General features: G+C 64.8%; 20 protein-coding genes and 1 other RNA gene. 7 read left to right on the forward strand and 14 right to left on the reverse strand.

The features are described 5' to 3' along the window. Window positions 1-29: 29 nt before the first annotated feature. The 5 genes from dapB to hrcA form a co-directional block, all read right to left on the reverse strand. Window positions 30-848 carry a 4-hydroxy-tetrahydrodipicolinate reductase gene (gene dapB, locus DDZ17_RS13420; RefSeq protein ID WP_116367471.1) on the reverse strand — a complete coding sequence of 273 codons (819 nt, stop codon included), beginning with the start codon at window positions 846-848 and terminating at the stop codon, window positions 30-32. Further along, complete coding sequence (gene dnaJ, locus DDZ17_RS13425) at window positions 845-1,975, reverse strand: molecular chaperone DnaJ (RefSeq protein WP_116367472.1); 1,131 nt, start codon at window positions 1,973-1,975, stop codon at window positions 845-847. The genes dapB and dnaJ overlap by 4 nt, the downstream gene beginning before the upstream one ends. Before the next feature lie 177 nt (window positions 1,976-2,152). After that, on the reverse strand, window positions 2,153-4,078 hold the full coding sequence (gene dnaK, locus DDZ17_RS13430; protein WP_116367473.1) for a molecular chaperone DnaK: 1,926 nt from the start codon (window positions 4,076-4,078) through the stop codon (window positions 2,153-2,155). 96 nt (window positions 4,079-4,174) lie between these two features. Then, window positions 4,175-4,780 carry a nucleotide exchange factor GrpE gene (gene grpE, locus DDZ17_RS13435; RefSeq protein WP_116367474.1) on the reverse strand — a complete coding sequence of 202 codons (606 nt, stop codon included), beginning with the start codon at window positions 4,778-4,780 and terminating at the stop codon, window positions 4,175-4,177. A gap of 130 nt (window positions 4,781-4,910) precedes the next feature. Next, entirely contained in the window at window positions 4,911-5,948 is a 1,038-nt protein-coding gene (hrcA, locus tag DDZ17_RS13440) for a heat-inducible transcriptional repressor HrcA (protein WP_116367475.1), read from the reverse strand. A 176-nt stretch (window positions 5,949-6,124) separates the two neighbouring features. Here hrcA and recN point away from each other — a divergent pair, with 176 nt between their 5' ends. Then, window positions 6,125-7,786 carry a DNA repair protein RecN gene (gene recN / locus DDZ17_RS13445; protein ID WP_116367476.1) on the forward strand — a complete coding sequence of 554 codons (1,662 nt, stop codon included), beginning with the start codon at window positions 6,125-6,127 and terminating at the stop codon, window positions 7,784-7,786. Window positions 7,787-7,888: 102 nt separating this feature from the next. On the opposite strand, the gene DDZ17_RS13450 is transcribed toward recN, so the two are convergent. The 3 genes from DDZ17_RS13450 to fur all read right to left on the reverse strand — a co-directional run bounded on the left by DDZ17_RS13450 (window position 7,889) and on the right by fur (window position 10,861). After that, the gene (locus DDZ17_RS13450) at window positions 7,889-8,773 is read right to left on the reverse strand and encodes an SDR family NAD(P)-dependent oxidoreductase (RefSeq protein ID WP_116367477.1); all 885 of its coding nucleotides are present in this window, start codon (window positions 8,771-8,773) and stop codon (window positions 7,889-7,891) included. Between the two features lie 56 nt (window positions 8,774-8,829). After that, entirely contained in the window at window positions 8,830-10,080 is a 1,251-nt protein-coding gene (locus DDZ17_RS13455) for a cytochrome P450 (protein ID WP_116367478.1), read from the reverse strand. Between the two features lie 361 nt (window positions 10,081-10,441). Then, window positions 10,442-10,861: a ferric iron uptake transcriptional regulator gene (fur, locus tag DDZ17_RS13460; protein WP_116367479.1), complete on the reverse strand. Its 420-nt coding sequence runs from the start codon at window positions 10,859-10,861 to the stop codon at window positions 10,442-10,444. Window positions 10,862-10,935: 74 nt separating this feature from the next. On the opposite strand from fur, the gene DDZ17_RS13465 reads away from it, so the two are divergent. After that, entirely contained in the window at window positions 10,936-11,373 is a 438-nt protein-coding gene (locus DDZ17_RS13465) for an outer membrane protein assembly factor BamE (RefSeq protein ID WP_116367480.1), read from the forward strand. 74 nt (window positions 11,374-11,447) lie between these two features. Here DDZ17_RS13465 and DDZ17_RS13470 read toward each other — a convergent pair whose 3' ends face one another. The 3 genes from DDZ17_RS13470 to DDZ17_RS13480 are packed head-to-tail and all read right to left on the reverse strand — an operon-like array spanning window position 11,448 to window position 13,600. Further along, a complete protein-coding gene (locus tag DDZ17_RS13470) occupies window positions 11,448-11,777 on the reverse strand; it encodes an RnfH family protein (RefSeq protein WP_241505886.1) in 330 nt (109 codons plus the stop codon). Further along, window positions 11,761-12,219 (reverse strand): type II toxin-antitoxin system RatA family toxin, encoded by a 459-nt coding sequence (locus DDZ17_RS13475; RefSeq protein ID WP_116367482.1) that lies wholly within the window; start codon window positions 12,217-12,219, stop codon window positions 11,761-11,763. Before DDZ17_RS13475 ends, DDZ17_RS13470 begins: the two co-directional genes overlap by 17 nt. A 13-nt stretch (window positions 12,220-12,232) precedes the next feature. Next, on the reverse strand, window positions 12,233-13,600 hold the full coding sequence (locus DDZ17_RS13480) for a sodium-dependent transporter (RefSeq protein WP_241505887.1): 1,368 nt from the start codon (window positions 13,598-13,600) through the stop codon (window positions 12,233-12,235). A 106-nt stretch (window positions 13,601-13,706) separates the two neighbouring features. Here DDZ17_RS13480 and smpB point away from each other — a divergent pair, with 106 nt between their 5' ends. Continuing rightward, entirely contained in the window at window positions 13,707-14,189 is a 483-nt protein-coding gene (gene smpB, locus DDZ17_RS13485) for an SsrA-binding protein SmpB (protein ID WP_116367742.1), read from the forward strand. Window positions 14,190-14,549: 360 nt separating this feature from the next. Here the strand turns inward: smpB and DDZ17_RS13490 are convergent, their stop codons facing one another. From DDZ17_RS13490 to DDZ17_RS13500, 3 genes are all read right to left on the reverse strand, one after another. Beyond that, the gene (locus DDZ17_RS13490; protein WP_241505888.1) at window positions 14,550-15,338 is read right to left on the reverse strand and encodes a sulfite exporter TauE/SafE family protein; all 789 of its coding nucleotides are present in this window, start codon (window positions 15,336-15,338) and stop codon (window positions 14,550-14,552) included. Window positions 15,339-15,357: 19 nt separating this feature from the next. Next, window positions 15,358-17,148: an N-acyl-D-amino-acid deacylase family protein gene (locus tag DDZ17_RS13495; RefSeq protein ID WP_116367483.1), complete on the reverse strand. Its 1,791-nt coding sequence runs from the start codon at window positions 17,146-17,148 to the stop codon at window positions 15,358-15,360. Between the two features lie 251 nt (window positions 17,149-17,399). Continuing rightward, on the reverse strand, window positions 17,400-18,455 hold the full coding sequence (locus tag DDZ17_RS13500; RefSeq protein ID WP_116367484.1) for an Ldh family oxidoreductase: 1,056 nt from the start codon (window positions 18,453-18,455) through the stop codon (window positions 17,400-17,402). Between the two features lie 238 nt (window positions 18,456-18,693). Between DDZ17_RS13500 and ssrA the strand changes: the two genes are divergently transcribed. The 4 genes from ssrA to DDZ17_RS13520 all read left to right on the forward strand — a co-directional run bounded on the left by ssrA (window position 18,694) and on the right by DDZ17_RS13520 (window position 20,673). Next, window positions 18,694-19,063: a transfer-messenger RNA gene (ssrA, locus tag DDZ17_RS13505) on the forward strand. 319 nt (window positions 19,064-19,382) lie between these two features. Continuing rightward, window positions 19,383-19,697, forward strand: a complete 315-nt coding sequence (locus DDZ17_RS13510) for an LAGLIDADG family homing endonuclease (RefSeq protein ID WP_206613547.1) — start codon at window positions 19,383-19,385, stop codon at window positions 19,695-19,697. A 204-nt stretch (window positions 19,698-19,901) separates the two neighbouring features. Beyond that, window positions 19,902-20,033 (forward strand): zinc ribbon domain-containing protein, encoded by a 132-nt coding sequence (locus DDZ17_RS13515; protein ID WP_421910261.1) that lies wholly within the window; start codon window positions 19,902-19,904, stop codon window positions 20,031-20,033. Continuing rightward, window positions 20,026-20,673 carry a protein tyrosine phosphatase family protein gene (locus DDZ17_RS13520; RefSeq protein ID WP_116367486.1) on the forward strand — a complete coding sequence of 216 codons (648 nt, stop codon included), beginning with the start codon at window positions 20,026-20,028 and terminating at the stop codon, window positions 20,671-20,673. The genes DDZ17_RS13515 and DDZ17_RS13520 overlap by 8 nt, the downstream gene beginning before the upstream one ends. Window positions 20,674-20,790: the final 117 nt, after the last annotated feature.

Here is a 20,790-nt window from a genome sequence, read left to right on the forward strand (position 1 = left end):
TAGTCGGCGTCCGGTTGCTCGGCGTCCGGTTACTGGGCATCCGGCTTCAGGCCGAGCACGTCCTGCATGTCGTACAGGCCCGGCTGGCGCGCGGCCAGCCAGTGGGCGGCGCGCACGGCGCCGCGGCCGAAAGACATGCGGCTGGAGGCCTTGTGGGTGATTTCAATGCGTTCGCCCTCGGCAGCGAACAGCACCGTGTGATCCCCCACCACGTCGCCGGCGCGCACGGTGGCAAAGCCGATGGTGTCCCGGTCGCGGGCGCCGGTCTGGCCCTCGCGGCCGTAGACTGCCACTTCCGCCAGGTCGCGGCCGAGGGCGTTGGCCACCACCCCGCCCATGCTGAGGGCCGTGCCCGAAGGCGCGTCGATCTTGTGACGGTGATGGGCTTCGATGATTTCGATGTCCACCTCGTCACCCAGCACCCGGGCGGCCATATCCAGCAGTTTGAAGCACAGATTCACGCCGGTGCTGAAGTTGGAGGCCTTGCACACGGCGGTTTTGCCGGCGGCGGCGTCGATCTGCTGCTGCTGTTTGGCGGTGAAGCCGGTGGTGCCGATCACCATGCCCACGCCGTGCTCGGCGCACAGGGCGGCGTTGGCGAGGGTGGCATCGGGAATGGTGAAGTCGATCAGCACATCGATGTCACTGATCACCTCGGCCAGCTCGCCACGGATGGCAACACCATTCTTGCCAAGGCCTGCCAGCTCACCCGCGTCGGCGCCAATCAGGCTGCTGTCGGGGCGCTCCAGCGCGGCGGCCAGTGTCACGCCCTCGGCGGCGGCTACGGCCTCCACCAGGGTGCGCCCCATGCGTCCGGCAACGCCGGTGATGCCAATGCGTACGCTCATGATTTCATGTCTTCAAAAAAGTTTTTCACACCCTCGAACCAGCTGCTCTGGCGCGGGGACTGGGCGCCGCCGGCCTGGCCGAGGCTGTCCTGGAATTCCTTCAGCAGGTCTTTCTGCTTTTTGTTCAGGTTGACCGGGGTTTCCACCACGGCCCGGCACAGCAGGTCGCCCACGCTGCCGCCGCGCACTGGCTTCACGCCCTTGCCACGCAGGCGGAACAGTTTGCCGGTCTGGGTTTCGGCGGGGATCTTCAGCTTCACCCGGCCATCCAGGGTCGGCACTTCCAACTCGCCACCCAGGGCCGCATCCACAAAGGTGATGGGCACTTCGCAGTAGAGGTTTTTGCCGTCGCGCTCGAAGATGGGGTGCGCGCGCACCGACATCTGCACAAACAGGTCGCCGGGCGGCCCGCCATCAGGGCCGGCTTCGCCTTCGCCAGTGAGGCGGATACGGTCGCCGGTATCCACGCCGGGGGGCACTTTGACCGACAGGGTTTTGGTTTTTTCCACCCGGCCCTGGCCGTGACAGCCGCGACAGGGGTCGGAGATGGTCTTGCCGCGGCCGCGACAGGCGGGGCAGGTTTGCTGCACGGCAAACAGGCCCTGCTGCATGCGCACCTGGCCCATGCCGCCGCAGGTATTACAGGTGACCGGGGACGAGCCCTTGCGGGCACCGGAGCCGTCGCATTCGTCACAGGCCGCCAGCGTGGGCACACGGATTTCCACCGTGGTGCCGCGCACCGCATCTTCCAGGGAGATATCCAGGGTGTAGCGCAGGTCGGAGCCGCGCTGCGGGCCGCCGCGACCGCGGCCGCCGCCCCCGAAGATGTCGCCGAACACGTCGCCGAAAATATCGCTGAAGCTGCCGCCGCCAAAACCACCGGCGCCGCCACCCATGCTCGGGTCCACGCCGGCGTGGCCGAACTGGTCATAGGCCGCGCGCTTTTCGGCGTTCATCAGCACGTCGTAGGCCTCGGTGGCCTCCTTGAACTTGGCGTCGGCGTCGGGATCATCCGGGTTACGGTCCGGGTGGTATTTCATCGCCACCCGGCGGTAGGCCTTCTTGATCTCTTTTTCATCGGTGCTGCGGTCGACACCGAGCACTTCGTAATAATCGCGTTTTGACATGGTGGCCGTGGCCCTGGTTGATCCGTCCTACAAATGACTACGCGGGCCCAGTGTCCCGCGTGCGTTGCCAGCTGCCGGCCACCCCCACACGGGCGGGGATGGCCGGCAGTGTCTTCAAGGCCCGCCGCGCCTGCCGGATACTCCCGGGCCGGGCGCTGCGGGCCTGAACTGCCCGACTTACTTCTTGTCGTCGTTCACTTCCTCGAACTCGGCATCGACCACGTCGTCGCCATCGTTCTTGGCACTGTCGCCGGCGTTATCGGCGGCGCCTTCACCGGCGGCGGCCTGGGCCTGGTACATCTTCTGGGCCACGGGGCCGGTCGCCTCGGTCAGCTTGGTGGCTGCCGCGTCGATGGCGTCCTTGTCGTCGCCCTTCAGGGCTTCCTCGGCCTCGGCAATCGCCGCTTCAATAGCAGACTTCTCGTCGTCGGTCGCGTGTTCGCCACCTTCTTCCAGGGTCTTCTTCGCCGCATGCACCAGGCCTTCACAGGTATTGCGCGCGGTGATGAGCTCCTCGAACTTCTTGTCCGCCTCGGCGTTGGCCTCGGCGTCGGCCACCATCTTCTCGATGTCCTCCTCGCTCAAACCGCCGGACGCGGTGATGCGGATGGACTGCTCCTTGTTGGTGGCCTTGTCCTTGGCGGACACGTTCAGGATGCCGTTGGCGTCCAGGTCGAAGGTCACCTCGATCTGGGGCATGCCGCGGGGCGCCGGCGGGATGTCCGCCAGGTCGAAGCGACCCAGGGATTTGTTCTGGGACGCCTGCTTGCGCTCACCCTGCACCACATGAATGGTCACGGCGGTCTGGTTGTCTTCCGCGGTGGAGAAGGTCTGCGATTTCTTGGTCGGAATCGTGGTGTTCTTCTCGATCAGCGGGGTCGCCACGCCACCCATGGTTTCGATACCCAGGGTCAGCGGGGTCACGTCCAGCAGCAGCACGTCCTTCACGTCGCCGGACAGCACGGCGCCCTGGATGGCGGCGCCCATGGCCACGGCCTCGTCGGGGTTCACGTCCTTGCGCGGCTCCTTGCCAAAGAAGTCGGCCACCACCTTCTGCACCATCGGCATGCGGGTCTGGCCACCGACCAGGATCACTTCCTGAATCTCGCTGGGGCTCAGGTCGGCGTCTTTCAGGGCCACTTTCACCGGCTCCATGGAGCGCTTGACCAGCTCTTCCACCAACGACTCCAGCTTGGAACGGCTCAGCTTGACCACCAGGTGTTTCGGGCCGGTGGCATCGGCGGTGATATAAGGCAGGTTGACCTCGGTCTGCTGCGAACTGGACAGCTCGATCTTGGCCTTCTCGGCGGCTTCTTTCAGGCGCTGCAGGGCCAGCGGATCGTTGTGCAGGTCGATGCCGCTCTCTTTCTTGAACTCTGCCGCCAGGTACTCGATCAGGCGCATGTCGAAGTCTTCACCACCCAGGAAGGTATCGCCATTGGTGGACAGCACCTCGAACTGGTGCTCGCCGTCCACTTCGGCAATCTCGATGATGGAGATGTCGAAGGTGCCGCCGCCCAGGTCGTAAACCGCCACGGTGCGATCGCCCTTGGCCTTGTCCATGCCATAGGCCAGCGCCGCCGCGGTGGGCTCGTTGATGATGCGCTTCACTTCCAGGCCGGCGATTTTGCCGGCGTCCTTGGTGGCCTGGCGCTGGGAGTCGTTGAAGTAGGCCGGCACGGTGATTACCGCGGCGTCGACCTTCTCGCCCAGGTATTCCTCGGCGGTTTTCTTCATCTTGCGCAGGACTTCAGCGGACACCTGGGGCGGTGCCATCTTGTTGTCCTTCACCTGTACCCAGGCGTCGCCGTTGTCGGCCTCGATGATCTTGTAGGGGACCATCTTGATGTCTTTCTGAACCACATCGTCCTTGAACTTGCGGCCGATCAGGCGCTTCACCGCAAACAGGGTGTTCTGCGGGTTGGTCACGGCCTGGCGCTTGGCGCTCTGGCCCACCAGAATCTCGCCGTCTTCGGTGTAGGCGACGATGGAAGGCGTGGTGCGATCGCCCTCTGAGTTTTCAATGACCTTGGCCGATGTGCCATCCAGCACGGACACACACGAGTTGGTGGTGCCGAGGTCGATACCGATAATCTTGCCCATGGTTGTTCCTCCTTCAATGGCCAGCTCTGCCGGCCATGTTCAATGCGATGTTCTCTATATTGGCGCTAGTTGGTGCTTTTCAAGGGGCGCTGGCTGCTAGCTGGCCGCCTTGCTCACCATCACCATGGCCGGGCGCACCAGCCGCTCGTTCAGGGTGTAGCCCTTTTGCATCACGGCAATCACCGTGTTGGGCTCCACGTCGGGGTTCTCCACCATGCTCATGGCCTGGTGCAGCTGCGGGTCGAAGGGCTCGCCCTGGGGGTCTACGGCGACAATGTTGAAGCGCTTCAAGGCGTCTTGCAGGCTCTTCAGGGTCAGCTCCACGCCCTCGGCGATGGCCTTCACCTGGGCTTCGTCGCCCGCGGCGGATTCCAGCGCGCGCTCCAGGTTGTCCACCACCGGCAGCAGTTCCCGGGCGAAACCTTCCAAGGCAAATTTGCGGGCCTTTTCCACGTCCAGCTCGGCGCGGCGCTTGGCGTTCTGGGCCTCGGCCTGGGCGCGCAGGGCCACATCCTTGAGCTGGGCCACCTCGTCCTGCAGTTGGGCGAGCGGGTCATCCTCGGCGGCAGCTTCGGCCACCTCAGCCTCCGGGGCTTGCTCCGGCTCGGCGGCAGCGGCCGCGTCTTCCACAGACTCAGGGGAACTTTCCGGGGCCTCTGCCGCCGGTTCGATATCAGGCTGTTTCGGGTCTTTCTCGGCCACGATCTCACTCCAATACTGGCATTTTCGTTACAAATAGCTGCCACAGGCGGCATATGCGGCCACCCGCGCACGGGGATCTCGCAGTGAATGTGGGGCCGGCTCGGGGGAATTCAAGGGCCGGCGGGTGGACTCAGTGGGCCAGGGCCGACGACAGCAGGCGGGCGGTCACATCCACAATGGGTATGACCCGCTCGTAGGCCATGCGGGTGGGGCCAATGACCCCCAGCACGCCCAGGGTGCGGGCGCCGTCGCCATAGGGAGCGGTAATCACGCTGTAGTCGCCAAACACTTCGTAACCCGCCTCTTCGCCGATGAAGATCTGCACCCCCTCGGCCCGGGAGCAGCGCTCCAGCAGGTGCAGCAGGTCCTTCTTCTGCTCGAAGGCGTCGAACAGCTCCCGCAGGCGGGTGAGCTCCTGTGCCGTGGCGTTGCCCAGCAACCGCGACTCGCCGGCCACCAGGTAGTCATCGTCATCGCCCTCTTCCTGGTCCAGCGCCTGGCTGGCCAGATCCAGGGCCGCCTGCAGGTAAGTATCGATGCGCGAGCGGGCCTCTTCCATCTCCCGCAGAATGCCCTCCTGCACCAGCGACAGGGCCTGGCCGGCAAAGCGCCGGTTGACCAGCTGGGCCGCCTCCCGCAGCTCCTTTTCGCTGAAGGGGCGCTGGGTGTGGATGATGCGGTTTTGCACCTCGCGCTCGTTCACCACCAGAATCACCAGCACCCGGTTACCGGACAGGGGCAAAAACTCCACCTGCCGCAGCTGGTTGGCCTCGGGCCGGGGCACGGTGATCAGCCCCGCGTGGGCGGTGATAGACGACACCAGGTTGGACGCCGACTGCACCAGTTCACCGGCGGGGCGATCCGGGTTCAGCTCTTCGCGCAGGATGCGAATGGCCTCACTCTCCAGCGGCTGCACCTGCAGCAGCTGGTCGACAAACAGCCGGTAGCCAGCGGCGGTGGGTACCCGGCCGGCAGAGGTGTGGGGCGAGTGCAGAAAGCCGCGCTCTTCCAAATCGGACATGACATTGCGCACCGTGGCGGCGCTAACTGGCAGGCCGGCTTCTTCCAGCAGGGTGCGCGAGCCCACCGGCTGGCCGTCGCGGATGTGCCGCTGCACCAGGGCTCGCAACAGGGTGCGCGCGCGTTCGGAAAGTTCGGGGGCTGCCATACCATCTCACTGTCGGTTTCTGGCGTTTTGTATCACAGGGCCGGGCTTTCACCAAATGGGCCCCGCGCCACTGCCCACCCGTTCGAAAAATCGACACATGCGGGCGGCGGGCGGTTCCCGCCGGGCCGGCAACGCGTTATAACAGGCAGCATCTTTGGCCAGGGCACTACAGGCACATGCTCACCCATATCAGCATCCAGAATTACACCATCGTCGAGACGCTGGAGATGGAATTCAGCGGCGGCATGACGGTTATCACTGGCGAGACCGGCGCGGGCAAGTCCATCATGCTGGACGCCCTCGGCCTGTGCCTGGGCGACCGGGCCGACCCCAAGGCGGTGCGCCACGGCCAGGACCGGGCCGACATCACAGCCTGCTTTGACCTCAGCGACAACCCGGCCGCCCGCGACTGGCTGGGCCGCCGCGACCTGCTGCAGGGCGACGAGTGCCTGCTGCGCCGGGTGGTGACCGCCGAGGGGCGCAGCCGCGCCTACATCAACGGCAGCGCCAGCACCGTGCAGGACTGCGCCGAACTGGGCGGCCTGCTGATCGACATCCACAGCCAGCACGCCCACCAGTCGCTGCTGCGCAAGGGCGTGCAGCGGCAGTTGCTGGATGCCTTCGCCGGCCAGCGCGACCTGGCCCGCAGCGTAGAGAAAACCGCCTCTGACTGGCTGCGCCAGCAGCGCGAGCTTGAGCTGCTGACCGGCGCCCGCGACGAGCAGACCGCCCGCGCCCAGCTGCTGGCCTACCAGGTGGAAGAGCTGGACGCCCTGGCCCTGCAGGAGGGTGAGCTGGCGGAACTGGAGGCGGAGCTGAAGCAACTGGCCAATGCCGAGGACATCCTGCGCAGCGCCCACCAGGCCCTGGAGCTGTGCGAAGAACTGGACAGCGGCAGCCGCCGCGCCCTGCACCTGATGGAAGACGATGCCCACACCAGCCGCGCCGCCCACAACGCCCTCGAACTGCTGGACTCCGCCGCCATCCAGTTGCAGGAGGCCCGCACGGAAATCCAGCACCACATCGACGGGGTGGAAGTGAACCCCGAGCGCCTGCAGGACGTGGAGCGCCGGCTGGAGGCCATCTACGACATTGCCCGCAAGCATCGGGTGCAGCCGGAGAACCTGGCCGAGCTGCACACCCAGCTGGCAGAGGAGGCCAGCACCCTGGCCGGCGGTGGCGCCCGCATTGAGGAGTTGGAACACAGCCTGGCGGAATTGCTGGCGCGCTACGAGAGCGAAGCGGCCAAGCTGTCCAAACAGCGCGCCAGCGCCGCCCGCAAGCTGGAAAAAGAGGCCGGCAAGGTGCTGGCCACCCTGGCCATGGAGCACTGCCGCTTCGAGATTGCCCTGGCCCGCCGGGACGGCAGCGCGCCCCACCCTCAGGGCCGGGAAGAGGTGGAACTGCTGATCAGCACCAACCCCGGCAGCCCGGCCCAGCCCCTGGCCAAGATCGCCTCCGGCGGGGAGTTGTCGCGCATCAGCCTGGCGGTGCAGGTGGTTACCGCCAGCTCAAGCGCCCTGCCCTGCATGGTGTTCGACGAGGTGGACGTGGGTATTGGCGGCGCGGTGGCCGAGGTGGTGGGCCGCCTGCTGCGCAGGCTGGCGGCAAACACCCAGGTGCTGTGCGTCACTCACCTGCCCCAGGTGGCGTCGCAGGGACACCAGCACCTGCAGGTGACCAAGGTCAGCAGCAAACAGTCGGCGCACACGCAGATGTCGCGCCTGGATGGCGAGCAGCGCACCGAGGAAGTGGCGCGCATGCTGGGCGGTGTGAAGATGACCGAGCAGACCCTGGCTCACGCGCGGGAAATGCTGGCCCAGGCCGAGGCAGGCTGAGCCCGCCACACCCCAGTCAGGCGGCTGCGCGCCCCCCCAGCGCGCAGCCGCCATCTTCCCCTTAAACGAACATCATCAAGCGGGTTAGCTGTGCCCAGGCACCTAGCCGTGCAGGCCCGCCTCGATGGGGCACTCCCCGCGCGCCAGCTTGCGGGCGCGCTCCACCAGGGTTTCCTCCATCGCCTCGCGGCCAATCATGATCACGAAATCGCCTTTCTTCAGGCCGTCCAGGGCAAACTCGGCCAGCTCGTCCAAATCCTGCACGGGCAAATCGACGCCGATGGCCTTCATGCCTTCCATGAACTCGTCAAAGGTCATTTCGCCACCGGCGGGCACCGGTTTTTCGCGGGCCAGCTCCGCTGGGCGGTTGCGGCGGGTAGTCCAGATGCCGGTGGGCAGGATGCCGCCAGAGGGGTAGAAAATGCTGGCGCGCAGCTTGCTCTGCTGGCCCACCAGTTGTGCGTTCAGGCACTCGGTAATGATGGACACGCCGGCCTTGCTTGATGCGTACACGGACTGGTCTGCCAGCGGCGAAATGCCGCCGTCACCGGAGCTGGTGTTCATGATGATGCCCTCTTCGCCGGATTCGAGCATGCGCGGCACAAAGGCCTGGATGCCGTGGGCCACGCCGCGGACATTCACCCCGTGCACCCACAGCCAGTCGTTCGGGGTGGTGTCCCACACGTTGGCGTTGGTGACAGAAACCCCGGCGTTGTTGCACAGCACATGGCAGGCGCCGAATTCATCGAACACGGCATCCGCCAGGGCGTTGACCGATTCGGGCTTGGAAACGTCGGTGACGATGGCGCGAATCACCGCGCCGGCAACCTCGCCGGCCAGCTCCGCCGCGGTGGCCTCCAGCGCCGGGGCCTCCACATCCGACAGCACAACCTTCGCCCCCTGCTTGAGGAAGGCGCGGGCGAGTGATTTGCCCACACCGCTGGCGCCACCGGTCACTACGGCCACTTTGTTATTGAAATCCTGCATGCTGCACTCCTGTGGTTGTCTTATCAATGCGTCGTTGCGTTGGTTCGGCGCTGGCCCTAGAGGTTGGTTTTCACCCACAGGGACTTGAACACCACCGCGTTGTGATCGCTGCCGTCGCGCTCGGGCTCGCCGTCCAGCGCCAGGTTCGGGAAGCGCTTGAACAGCTCGCACATGGTCAGGTACAGCTGGCGCTTGGCCAGGGCCGCGCCAATGCAGTAGCGGGGGCCGTAGCCAAACAGCACGTCCGGGTTGAACTCGCGCTGCACGTCGAACTGCTCTGGGTTGCTGTAATAGGCCGGGTCGCGGTCTTTCAGGTGCGGCATCAGCAGTACCATCTGGCCCTTGCGAATCTGCTGGCCCAGCAGCTCCATATCCTCGGGCGCGTAGCGCGCAAAGCCCATCTTGGACTGGGTGGACCAGCGCATGATTTCGCTGAAGGCGTTGGAGAAGGCATCCGGCGAGGCCAGCGCGGCGGGTATCTGGTCGCGGTGCTTGAGAAGGGAATACACCGACCACTGCTGGGCCACCAGGGTGGTGTCGGCACCGGCGCCGATCAGGGCCAGAATCAGGGTGACGATGTCCCAGTCGGTGAACTTGTCGTTCTCGGCTTCAATTTTCAGCAGCACGCTGAGGAAGTCATCGTCCTGCCCCGGGTCGGCCCGGCGCTCGGCGATCACCCGGTGCAGTATCTCAATCGCGCGGTTGCTGTCCTGCCGGGCGGCCTCGCGGCGCTCATCGGAAATGGTGGGGTTCCAGGTTTCGGTAAAGCTCAGCACCACCCGCTCAATCTCGGGCCAGTAGCGCTCGGGCACGCCCACCATGCGGCTGATGGAGATAAAGGGAATACGGCTGGCGATTTTGTCGATGTAGTCGAACCGCTCCACCTGGCCCAGCTCGTCGAACAGCTTTTCCACATCCGGCTTGATGCGCCGCTGGATCTCGTCCACCACGTTGCGCGAGAACGCCGGCGATACCACCTTGCGAATCAGCCGGTGATGGTCGTGGTCGGCCAGCAGGCTGTGGCCGATCATGGCGCGCTCAAAGTTGCTCCACTGGTCTTCCGGCGGGCGCGGCGGTGCAAACTCCCAGTCGTAGAAATCCGAGGACAGATACTCCCGCCGCCAGCAGTCCATGATGTCCGGCATACGGGTCATGATCCAGGCCTGCCAGGGGGCGTACCACACCAGCGGGCCGCGGCTGGCCAGGGCCAGGCACTGGGGAATGGGGTCGCTGAGGTAGGCTTCGGAAGAAGGGTCAAACAGCGCTTCGATGGGGGTGTTGTTATTGGCTTCGGTGGCAGCGTTCATGGCCTCGCTCCTCGGGCGATCACTCGACCAGCACAAATATACATATGTGCATTTTTGCTCACAAGTTTACTTTTATTAATCTGCCGACAGGGGCCACTCAACTGCCCGCGGGCAAACCGCCGCGCACAACGACGCATCCCGGCCGGGGCCGGGATGCGGTGAAGGATTCAGGGCGATGCTGCGGGGCGGTGCGCGAAGCTCCGATGGAAGACGAAGCTCCGGTGCAGGCGGGCTTTAGTAAAGCACGGGGCTTTTTTGAAAAGCAGCTTCGTGAAAAGCAGCTTTGCGAAAAGCCGCTCTGTGAATAGCCGTTATATGAAAAGCAGCGCTTCGGCGGCGGGCCCGCGCGGTTTGACGCGGCTTACTTGTCGCCGGCCTTGCGCACGTAGAGCACCAGGGAGTGATCCACCAGTTCAAAGCCGTGCTGGGCGGCTATTTCCTTCTGGCGCTGCTCGATCACTTCGTCGTGAAACTCCACCACCTCGCCACTGTTCACACAGACCATGTGATCGTGATGGTCGCCCCGCGCCAGCTCGAAGACCGAGTGGCCGGTCTCAAAATTGTGGCGGGTAACCAGGCCCGCGGTCTCGAACTGGGTGAGCACCCGGTACACGGTGGCAAGGCCAACATCCTCACCCGCATCCAGCAGGGCGCGATACACATCCTCGGCGCTGAGATGCTCGGCACTGTCACCGGTAGACTCCAGGATTTGCAGGATTTTTACACGGGGCAGGGTAACTTTGAGGCCTGCTTTGCGCAGTTCCTGATTCTCTACGGCCATGGGGGAGGGGTTCTCGTTGCGTTGCGGTGGGGGTATGATGCCACCCCTGTTACTGAAGTGGAAGTTTAGACCCTATGCGCAGCCTTTTCCTCCTGCTGATTGCCATTTCCCTGAGCGGTTGCGGCGCCCTGGGCTTCCCCGGCGTGTACAAAATCGACGTTGAACAGGGCAACCTGGTAAATCAGGAGATGGTGGATCAGCTGCAGCCGGGCATGAGCCGCCGCCAGGTGCGCTTCATCCTCGGCACCCCGCTGGTGGAAGACCCCTTCAACCAGAGCCGCTGGGATTACCCCTACGTGCTGCGCAACGGCACCGAGGTGATCCGCCAGGCCCAGATGACCGTGCATTTTGACGGTGACCGCCTGGTGAACGTGACCGGCGACTACCTGCCCGCCTGGGCCGGTGGCACCCCCGCCGCTGGCGCCGAATCAGCCGCCGAAGCGAATTCGGACAATAGCAGCGACGACGCAAGCGACAACACCGATTCAGGCGACGGCGACAGCCAGGGCTGAGCCAGTCTCTCTACTTGCTACTCTCTATCAGTAGCGCCCTGCCCGCTTCTATTTATAAAGAATCTTGATCCGCGTCAGGCCGGCGCATCGCCTTTGCGGCGCTCCTTGACCCGCGCCGCCCGCGCCTTGCGCACTTCCTTGGGGTCGGCAATCAGCGGGCGGTAGACTTCCACCCGGTCACCCTCGCGCAGCGCCTGCTGGGGGCCAACGACCTTGCCAAAAATGCCCAGCTTGGCGTTGTCGATATCCAGCCCTTCGAACTGCCGGTCCAGCCCGGCCCGGCGCACCGCGTCGATGGCGGTGGTGCCCTGTGCCACCTGCAGGGGCACAATGGCCTGCTTGTCGGGCAGCGCGTAGGCCACCTCCACATGAATGCTGTCGCTGTGCTTACTGTCTGCGCTCACCGGCTCCCTCCTGCCCGTAGATCTGCTTGGCGCGCTGGCCCAGTGCATCCACCAGGTTATTGCTGACCTTGTCGAACAGCCTGGCGGCGGCCAGGCCAAGCACCGCGTTGGATGCGCTGAACTCCAGTTGCAGGCTCACCTTGCAGGCGCTCTCCCCCAGGGGCTTGAAATCCCAGCAGCCGTGAAAGCGGTCGAAGGGCCCGTCCAGCAGCTCCAGGCGAATCGCGCGGTTTTCCTCAAGAAAGTTGCGGGTGCTAAAGCTGTGGCTGATGCCGCCCTTGGCGAGATCCAGCCGCGCCTCTACCAGGTTGCCCTCGCGGCGCAACACCTCGGCGCCCACGCAGCCGTCCATAAAGGCCGGGTAGGCCTCGATGTCGTTGACCAGGTCGTAGATTTGCTCTGCCCGATAGGGCAGCAGTGCGCTGCGGTTGATGTTTGTCATGCGTCCTGTGGCATCAGTTTGCCGGCCACCACCGCGACCAGGCGGCGGTCAGCAGCACCAGCACAATGGCCGGCGGGGCAATATAACGTAACAGCCCGTACCAAAGCGAAAAAAATCCGTCCTGCTCCCGGTACAGGCAGGCGCGCAGCAATTCCCGCCGCATGCGCCAGCCAACAAACAGGCTCAGCAGCAGGGCGTTCAGCGGCAGCAGCCATTCCCCCACCAGCCGGTCCAGTTGCACGAACAGGCCGTGGGGCCGCGCGGGGGCCTCCGCCAGCGAGGCCGACAGCAGCACCACGGCCGAGGCGCACAAACCCACCGCCACCACCAGGGCAGCGCCGCGGCGCAGGGGCAGGCAGCTGCACAGGGCCTGCACCACCACTTCCAGCAGGGCAATAGCTGCCCCCAGGGCCGCCACCACCACCAGCAGAAAGAACAGCGCGCCGAACAGCTCGCCACCGGCGGTGTTGCCAAAGGCGTAGGGGGCCGCCACAAACAGCAGGCCGGGGCCGGCGGCCGGGGCCAGGTTGTGGGCGAACAGAATGGGGAAGATGGCAAGGCCGGCAGCAATGCCGATCAGGCAGTCAAATAGGGCAACGGCAATCACACTGCGCCCGATGGGAATACGCTCGGGGGCGGCGGCACCGTAGATCACCCCCACCGCCAGGCCAATGCCCAGGGTGTAAAAGGCCTGCCCCATCGCGGCCTGCAGCGAGCGCAGGTCAAAATCCAGCAGCTGGGCGGAGAACAGGAATTCGCGGGTAGCCGACAGGTCGCCCTCGGCCATGGCGTAGCGCACCAATACCCCGAGCAGGGCAATCAAGCCGGGCAGCAGCAGCCAGGGCGCCAGGCCAAGCCCGCGGTGCAGACCACAGCCCACCACCGCCGTCAGCGCGAGCAGGAACAGGCCCTGCCAGTAAAGCTGCCGGGGTAAGTCCAGCAGCAGCTGTTCGAAGAACTCCCCGACGTTGACCAGGCTCGCGGAGGCGAACGCGCCAGCGTGCACGCTGCTGGCAAAGGCCAGCGCCCAGCCCGCCACCACCACGTAGTAGGCCAGCAGCAACAGGGCCGTCACACTGGCCAGCGCGCCCAGCCACACCCAGCCCCGGGAGCGCAGCGACCGGTCTGCCCCGTCGCGCAGGGACTGCAGGGGCCCGGCACGGCTGTAATTGCCCAGCACCACCTCGGCAATCATCACCGGTACCGCCAGCACAAACAGGCACAGCAGGTAGAGCAGCACAAACGCGCCGCCGCCGTGCTCGCCGGTGAGGTAGGAAAAACGCCAGAGATTGCCAAGCCCGACTGCAAAAGCCGCCAGGGCCAGTACAAAGGTTGTGCGGGAGCGCCATTGGGCGGGAGCTGGGAGATTACGCAGAGGCAAGAGAAAAACACCGTCTTATCATGGGTTTAGATTGCATCAGGGCGGCGGTGATGAAAAGGGAAAGATTCACCTTCCCCGACTGGCGGCGCTCCGTATAATGCGCGCCATGGCAAAGAAGAAACCCAAAGTCTCCGACAACGTGATCGTGCGCAACAAGCGTGCGAGCTTCGACTATCAGCTGCTCGAAACCTTTGAGGCCGGGGTCTCCCTGATGGGCTGGGAGGTGAAGAGCCTGCGCATGGGCAAGGCGCAGCTGACCGACACCTACGTCATGATGAAAAATGGCGAGGCCTGGCTGCTGGGTGCCCAGATCACCCCGCTGGATACGGCATCCACCCACTTTGTGACCGACCCCACCCGCACCCGCAAGTTGCTGCTGCACAAAAGGGAGCTGGCAAAAATTCTGGCGGCCACCGCGCAGAAGGGCCAGACCTGCGTGTGCACCCAGCTCTACTGGAAGGGCCACCTGGTGAAGGCGCGCATTGCCCTTGCCCAGGGCAAGCAGAGCCACGACAAACGCGACACAGAAAAGGACCGCGACTGGGGCCGGCAGAAACAGCGCATCATTCGCGACAACGTCAAGCAATAGCCCGCCCTACCAGCCCGCCTGCTTATGCAGGATCAGTCTAAGCCGCGGCTTGCGAAAGCGGGCTTGGCCGACCATAGTTAAATCGCAGCCGGCGTCCGCGCCCGCCATCTGGCAAGGGCAAAAATACCGGTTGCAGCAATACGGTTATGACACCGCAATACTCTCCCATGGAGGAGAGCGCCAGGCGAGGGGCCCTGGCGCGATGCAAACCCCTCGCCACAGGCTGACTAACCGTCCCAGCCGCACTCGGGTGGCACTCTGCCAGTCGACTGCGGCTTTCTAATGCCCGCCACCCTCACCCGCCCTCGTCACCCGCCGGCCGGCGCATCAATCACGCAGGCGCCCCATCGCTCTGGCGCCTTACAGCAACGCCCGCAGCGTAGTGGCCGCGCCAATGGCGAACAGCACTACCACCGCCACCCGCCGGTAAAAGCGGCTGCCGTAGCGGTGGAACAGGTAATAGCCCAGCTTGTCGCCCAGGAACATCGCCGGAAAAGCCAGCAGGAACAATAGCGGCGACTGCCGGGTGACAAAGCCGGCGGCGCTGTAGGACGCCAGGGCCATCACCGCCGAAAACAGAAAGAAGGTCATCAGCAGGGCCCGGGCCCGCCGCGGGTCGCTCTCGCCCGCCACCGCATACACCACCACCGGCGGGCCGGGAATGGCAAAGGCGCCATTGAGAATGCCCGACAGCGCCCCGGCGCCCGCCCGCCACCAGGCACCCGGACGCGGGACATCGGCGGCGGGGCGGTACAGGCTGAGCACCAGCGACGCCGACACCACCGCCAGCCCGATCCACAGCTGGAACTGCGCCGGCGACAGGCCGGCCAGCAACGACGCCCCCGCCAGGGTGCCAAACAGCGACAGCACCAGCATCGGCAGCATCGGGCGCAGGGGATACTGGCCCCAGTAGGTGTTCAGGGTCAGCAGGCTCACCGCCAGGGTCAGGGAGGCGCTGAGCACCACCGCCAGCGAAGGCGGCATGATCATGGAAAACACCGGCACCGCCGCCAGGGCAAAGCCGAAGCCGGTGAAGGCGCGCATGATGGCGGCAAACACCACCACGCCCCACACCAGCGCCAGTTGGGCAAGGTCCAGCTGGCCCAGCCATTGCAGCGCCAGGGTCATGGCGGCCTCAGCCGCATGCATGCAATGATCCGAAAGCTATTCAGGCGGCGGCGCGCTCCGTGCACTGGTTGGCCCGCACCAGCCGCCCCGGGTAGGCGCCGGTCAGCCGGTCGTTTTCCAGTACCGTCTGGCCGGCCACAATCACCGCCCGATAGCCGCTGGCTTCCTGCAGCAGGCGCTGGCCGCCGGCCGGCAGGTCCTGCACCATGTGCGGCGCGTGCAGGCGCAAAGCGTCGATGTCGATCACGTTGAGGTTGGCCTTCTGGCCCACCCGAATGCGGCCGCGGTCGGCCATGCCGCAGTAATCGGCAATGTCGCTGGTCAGGCGGCGCACGGCATCCGCCAGCGTCAGCTTGCCGCCGCGCTCGCGGTCGCGCGTCCAGTAGCTCAGCAGGTAGGTGGGAAAACTGGAATCACACACCGTGCCCACATGGGCGCCGCCGTCCGAGAGCCCCATGATGGACAGGGGGTGCTGCATCATGGTGTAGACATTGTCGTAATTCATTTCGGTGTAGTTGTAGATGGGGAAGTACAGCAGCTCCCGGCCGTCGTTTTCCAGCATCAGGTCATAGATCATCGCCAGCGTGGGCACGCCACGATCCTTCGCCATCTGCAGCACCGAGGTATCTTCGGTCTGCTCGTAATCCGGGTTTTCACCCAGGCGGAAGGTTTTACTGGCCACAAAGTCCACTGCCGCCAGCAGGGCGTCGGCAATCGGTGGCACCGGTGTGCCATCGCCCGCCATCGGCTCGGACGTTTCGCTCAGCAACTGCGCCTTGAAGGCTGGGTCGCGCATGCGCGCCACGCGCTCGGGCAACGGCAGGTGGCAGATGCGCTTGTAACTGGGGAAGCCAATAAAGGGGTGGAAGGTACACTGTAGCCCCACGGTAACGCCAATGCCCCGCGGCGCCGTTTGCAGGCGAATGTTCAGGCCCTTGTCGCTGGCCTGTTCCGCCCGCCGGATAATGCGCAGCCACTGGTCCGGCGCAAAGTCACGCTGCATCAGCGACAGCGAGAAAGGCCGGCCATTGGCCGCCCCGGCAAACTGCTCCAGCAGGTCAAACTCCTCGTCGAAGCGGTCGCCGTCCTGGGCCACCCGCTCAAGGTTGAAGTCATTCACCGCCTGCAACACCCCATGAGACAAACCGTCGAAGGCGCTGGCAATGCCGGCCAGCTCACCCGGGGAGGCTTCCGACGACGGCGTCCATTGGCCATCGGCGCTGCGGTGCACGTCGGAGCGCCCGGTGGAAAAGCCGATGGCGCCGGCCTCCAGCGCTTCGCGGGTCAGGCGTCGCATTTCGGCGATGTCCGCCTCGCTGGCGGCCTCATCGAACACTGCCCGCTCACCCATCACATACACGCGCAGCGGGTCGTGGGTCACCTGCACGGCAAAATCGATGCTGTGGGGCTTGGCGTCCAGGGCGTTCATGTACTCGGGCAGCGTTTCCCAGTCCCAGCTGATGCCCTCGGCCAGGGCGGTGCCGGGAATGTCCTCAACGCCTTCCATCAGGCGAATGAGCTTGTCGCGATCGCCGGCCCGCACCGGCGCAAAGCCCACCCCGCAGCTGCCCATCACCACCGTGCTCACCCCGTGATTGACGCTGGGTTGCAGGTCCGCGTCCCAGGATACCTGGCCGTCGTAATGGGTGTGCAGGTCGATAAAGCCCGGGGTGACAATCAGGCCGGCGGCGTCGATGACCCGCGCGGCATCGCCGGCGCAATCGCCCACTTCCACGATAACGCCATCTTTGACCCCCACGTTGCAGTTCACCGGGTCGCTGCCTTCGCCGTCGTAAACGGCACCGTTGATGATTTTCAGATCGAAGTGCATGGCATCTCCCGGGCTGTGGCAGGCCCTTATCGCTTGCTTGTATGTTTATAGCTTGCTGATTGATTGCGCATCCGCTCGGCGGCCTGACAGGCAACCTGAAGCAGTGATCGACAGCAGTCTAGTCAAGCGGCGGCGGGGCCAGAAGGGTTAAATCAGGCCAAGTCGGGTGATTCCAGGCCGGCGCCCCGCCAGCAACGCGCAGACACCGTTCAGGCACCGTCCAGAAACCGGATAGCGCAGCAAAAGGCGATTCAGAGCGGCGCGGGCAGGGCGACACCCCAGCGCTCCGCCCAGGGGGCGAGGTCGTCCATGATGCTTGGGTAAAGTGCCACTCCCTCGGCGCGCTGGCGCTGGCGCAGGGTCCAGGCCCTGCGACCCGGGAAGCGCGCCGGGGGCGCCCCCGCCGGCACGGCGCTCTGTTCGCACAGCGCCTGCAGCGCGGCAAGCTGGCGGCGGAAATTCTCCGGCGCGGTGAAGGCACCGGGGTCTATCACCTGCAAAAACACCGCATTGGCTTCGCCGTCATTGGCCGCCGCCGCATCGGCGCGCCCGTAGCCGCCGAGCGCCATGCTCAGCACCTCCGTCAGCAGCGACAGCGCCGCCCCCTTGTAGCCGTGGCTGGCGCCCCCGATGGGCATGATGCTTCCGCCAGCGTCCAGGGCGGCGGGGTCGTCCGTCACCGCGCCGGTGCCGTCTTTCAGGCAGGGCTCGGCCATGGTTTTACCCTCGCGCTGGGCCCGCGCCACATAGCCACCGGCGGTAATGGACATGCTGACATCAAACAGCAAGGGGCAGTCCTCCCCCGGCGCGGCGAAGGCAATCGGGTTGGCGGAGAACAGCGGGTCGATACCGCCAAAGGTGCTCACCGTGTGCTCCGCGGGTGTGGAACAGGTCATCAGCACCGCGTAACCCGCCTCCACCACCCGCGGCAGATAGGCCGCCAGGCAGGCGATATGCTGGCTGCGGCGCAGGGTGGCGGTAACCACCCCATGCTCGGCCACCCGTTCGAGAGCCTCATCCAGCGCCTGGCGCACTACCCAGGGGCCGGGCAAAAAGTCCGCATCCCAGTTGAACAGCGCCCCACGGTCCGCCAGCACCTGGGGCTCGCCTTCCACGCGGCTCGGCCCGTCCACCAGCCATTGGAGGTTGTGCGGCACCCGGTTCAGGCCGTGGGTGGAAAAGCCCATCAGGTCCGCCTCCAGAAACACCTCGGCCAGCACCGCAGCGCGCGCCGGAGCAAGGCCGGCATGGCCAAACAGCGTGGCAACCGTTTCCTGCAGATCATCAGCCCTGTAGCGCAACGCCATGGTGTCTCCTCAATGCCGGGTTTACCTCACCCTAGTGCAGAGCACCCTCCCGCTTCAAGGGCGCGCTTATTGCACCGCCCGCCTTGTGGCCCTGCACGTGTCGACCATGCCCGCTCACAGCGCCCAGCGGTATCCGGGGTTTGGCGCTCCGCCCTCCCGGGCAGAGGAACTTTCGCAAAATTCACGGTCGAACTCTGTGCGGAGTGCGTTATACTCCGCGGTTCACTTATGGGGGCGATCTGGATTCGACGACGGTTACAAACCCTGAGGTGCATGCCGTGATGGTAGCGAATCACGTTAATCCAAAGCTGCAAACTATTAGTTGCCAACGACGACAACTACGGTGCTCAACTGGCTGCGTAAGCAGTCCGGTGACAGCACTTTCTAGTGGCTTCGGCCCTAGCGGTCTTTAGCAAGGTGCCAGTATCGCGCTATTGACTGTCATACAGAACTGGATCGCTGTGAAACCTGCCTGGGGCGGATCGGCTAAAACTTACACAGGCTCGCCAATCACGTCCTGCCCGTTGGGCTGTGTGCGGCTAAATCAATTAACGGAAACTAAGCATGTAGAGCCGAAGGCAGAGTGCTGGCGGACGCGGGTTCGATTAACGCAATGGTCGCCATGGGGAGTGATCCCCATTGGAAAAAGAGGGCTCATACGGTGAACGCTAAGGGGCAATGCCCTATGCCAACGCCGTCCGGTGAATGGGAAACCAGTAAGCCGGCTAGAGACTCATAGGCTCCTAACGGGAAACCCACGGAGTACTAGGGTGGGCGCAAGCTCACAAACGCCCTCCCCTGCAGCAACATCGCAGGTGAAGGAATAGTCCAGCCCATGTCGAAAGGCATGGATCAGCTGTCCCGCCGCCTCCACCAATTCAGCCGCCCCGAGCCCGGGGCGGCTTCCTTCTCTTGGGAGTAACATGGATGGTTGCACCCAGAACCCCACTTTCGCTTGACCCTGTAGACGCCGCCTATGTTGCCGGCCTGATTGATGGCGAAGGCACGATTACCCTTATCCGCAAGCATCGCGGCGAAAGCCGGCAACTTTCCCTCTCGATCAGCAGTACAGAAAAACCGCTGCTTGAATTTGTGCTCACCGCCGCCGGTGTGGGTAAAATCACCAGCAAAGTGCGCTATCGACAGCACCACCGACAAAGCTTCACGTATGCCGTCTATAACCGCCAGGCATTGCAATTACTGACACAGGTTGCCCCCCTACCTGCGCAGCTACAAAGCTGAGCGTTGCCGACTCATCCTTGAGAACTACATTGCACTTACGCCACGCAACGGCAAGTACACCGCTGAACTCAGACAACGCAGGAACCATTTCGAACAGGCAGTGCTGAGTATTCAGCCCTGACCAACAAGCTCAGGAGCCCAGCAATTGCAATTACCCGAAACCCCATCACCTGCCCCTACTGCGGCGAGTCCATTGACGTACTGATTGACCAGCAGGACGCCGGCGACCAATACATTGAAGACTGCCAGGTGTGCTGCCAGCCTATTGTGTTCACGCTGATGATCGACGAGGCTGGGGAACCAACACTGACGGTACAGGCGGAAAACGATGTTTAAGCACTTCAGCACGGCAACGGGAAACTGGCGCGCCACTGCGCTGGTGGCCGCTGGCCTGGCGGTCTGTCTTTCGGCGCCGGGGGCGCTGGCGGCGGATGAAACAGCGGGCCATTCAACGGCCGAAGCTACGACTGACTCAAAGGCTCACTCAACGACTCTGGCACCGCCAGCCAGTGCGGTGAGCGAGCAGGTTGTGAACTACCACCCCCTGCGCCCATTGATCGCCACGGCGGGCACGCTGCAGGCGGGCGGTGTTGAGGAACTGGCGGCGCTTGGGTTTCGCACGATTATCGATTTGCGCACACCACCGGAGGGCACCGCCAGTGAGACGGCGGCTGTGGAGCGGGCCGGCCTGCGCTATGTGAACCTGCCCCAGGGCGGCGCGTGGCCCGGCAGCAATGACGTTGCGCAGTTCCAGCGCCTGCTGGAGGAAGCGGAGCCGCCGGTGATGGTGCACTGCGCATCCGGCAACCGGGTGGGCGCCCTGTGGGCGGCCCTGCGCCTTAAGCAGGGGGCCGACCTGGATACAGTGCGCAGCGAGGCCTATGCCATTGGCCTGAAGCCGGCCCGCGACAGCCAGCTGCGCGATTATGCCGCCGGCCTGGAATCGCCAAGCAATACAGCCCCGGCCAGCCAATAGCCCTGCGCGGCCAACACCGGCTGTAACGAAGGGCGCGCCCCGCGTAAATCCCCCGCTCCCGCTCCGGCCGGGTTTTCCGCCTCTGCCTGCTTTGCTGAACCAGTTTGCAGTGCCGGT

This window comes from Parahaliea mediterranea (assembly GCF_003402235.1).
GTDB classification, from domain to species: Bacteria; Pseudomonadota; Gammaproteobacteria; order Pseudomonadales; family Halieaceae; genus Parahaliea; species Parahaliea mediterranea.

Coding starts and splice junctions, on each gene's coding strand:
- DDZ17_RS13490 (WP_241505888.1), bottom strand. CDS start 15,338: ATGCATGCGGCTGAGGCCGCCATGACCCTGGCGCTGCAATGGCTGGGC.
- dapB (WP_116367471.1), bottom strand. CDS start 848: ATGAGCGTACGCATTGGCATCACCGGCGTTGCCGGACGCATGGGGCGC.
- DDZ17_RS13510 (WP_206613547.1), top strand. CDS start 19,383: ATGGTTGCACCCAGAACCCCACTTTCGCTTGACCCTGTAGACGCCGCC.
- DDZ17_RS13475 (WP_116367482.1), bottom strand. CDS start 12,219: ATGACAAACATCAACCGCAGCGCACTGCTGCCCTATCGGGCAGAGCAA.
- DDZ17_RS13500 (WP_116367484.1), bottom strand. CDS start 18,455: ATGGCGTTGCGCTACAGGGCTGATGATCTGCAGGAAACGGTTGCCACG.
- hrcA (WP_116367475.1), bottom strand. CDS start 5,948: ATGGCAGCCCCCGAACTTTCCGAACGCGCGCGCACCCTGTTGCGAGCC.
- dnaJ (WP_116367472.1), bottom strand. CDS start 1,975: ATGTCAAAACGCGATTATTACGAAGTGCTCGGTGTCGACCGCAGCACC.
- DDZ17_RS13520 (WP_116367486.1), top strand. CDS start 20,026: ATGTTTAAGCACTTCAGCACGGCAACGGGAAACTGGCGCGCCACTGCG.
- DDZ17_RS13495 (WP_116367483.1), bottom strand. CDS start 17,148: ATGCACTTCGATCTGAAAATCATCAACGGTGCCGTTTACGACGGCGAA.
- dnaK (WP_116367473.1), bottom strand. CDS start 4,078: ATGGGCAAGATTATCGGTATCGACCTCGGCACCACCAACTCGTGTGTG.
- DDZ17_RS13450 (WP_116367477.1), bottom strand. CDS start 8,773: ATGCAGGATTTCAATAACAAAGTGGCCGTAGTGACCGGTGGCGCCAGC.
- fur (WP_116367479.1), bottom strand. CDS start 10,861: ATGGCCGTAGAGAATCAGGAACTGCGCAAAGCAGGCCTCAAAGTTACC.
- DDZ17_RS13455 (WP_116367478.1), bottom strand. CDS start 10,080: ATGAACGCTGCCACCGAAGCCAATAACAACACCCCCATCGAAGCGCTG.
- DDZ17_RS13465 (WP_116367480.1), top strand. CDS start 10,936: ATGCGCAGCCTTTTCCTCCTGCTGATTGCCATTTCCCTGAGCGGTTGC.
- smpB (WP_116367742.1), top strand. CDS start 13,707: ATGGCAAAGAAGAAACCCAAAGTCTCCGACAACGTGATCGTGCGCAAC.
- recN (WP_116367476.1), top strand. CDS start 6,125: ATGCTCACCCATATCAGCATCCAGAATTACACCATCGTCGAGACGCTG.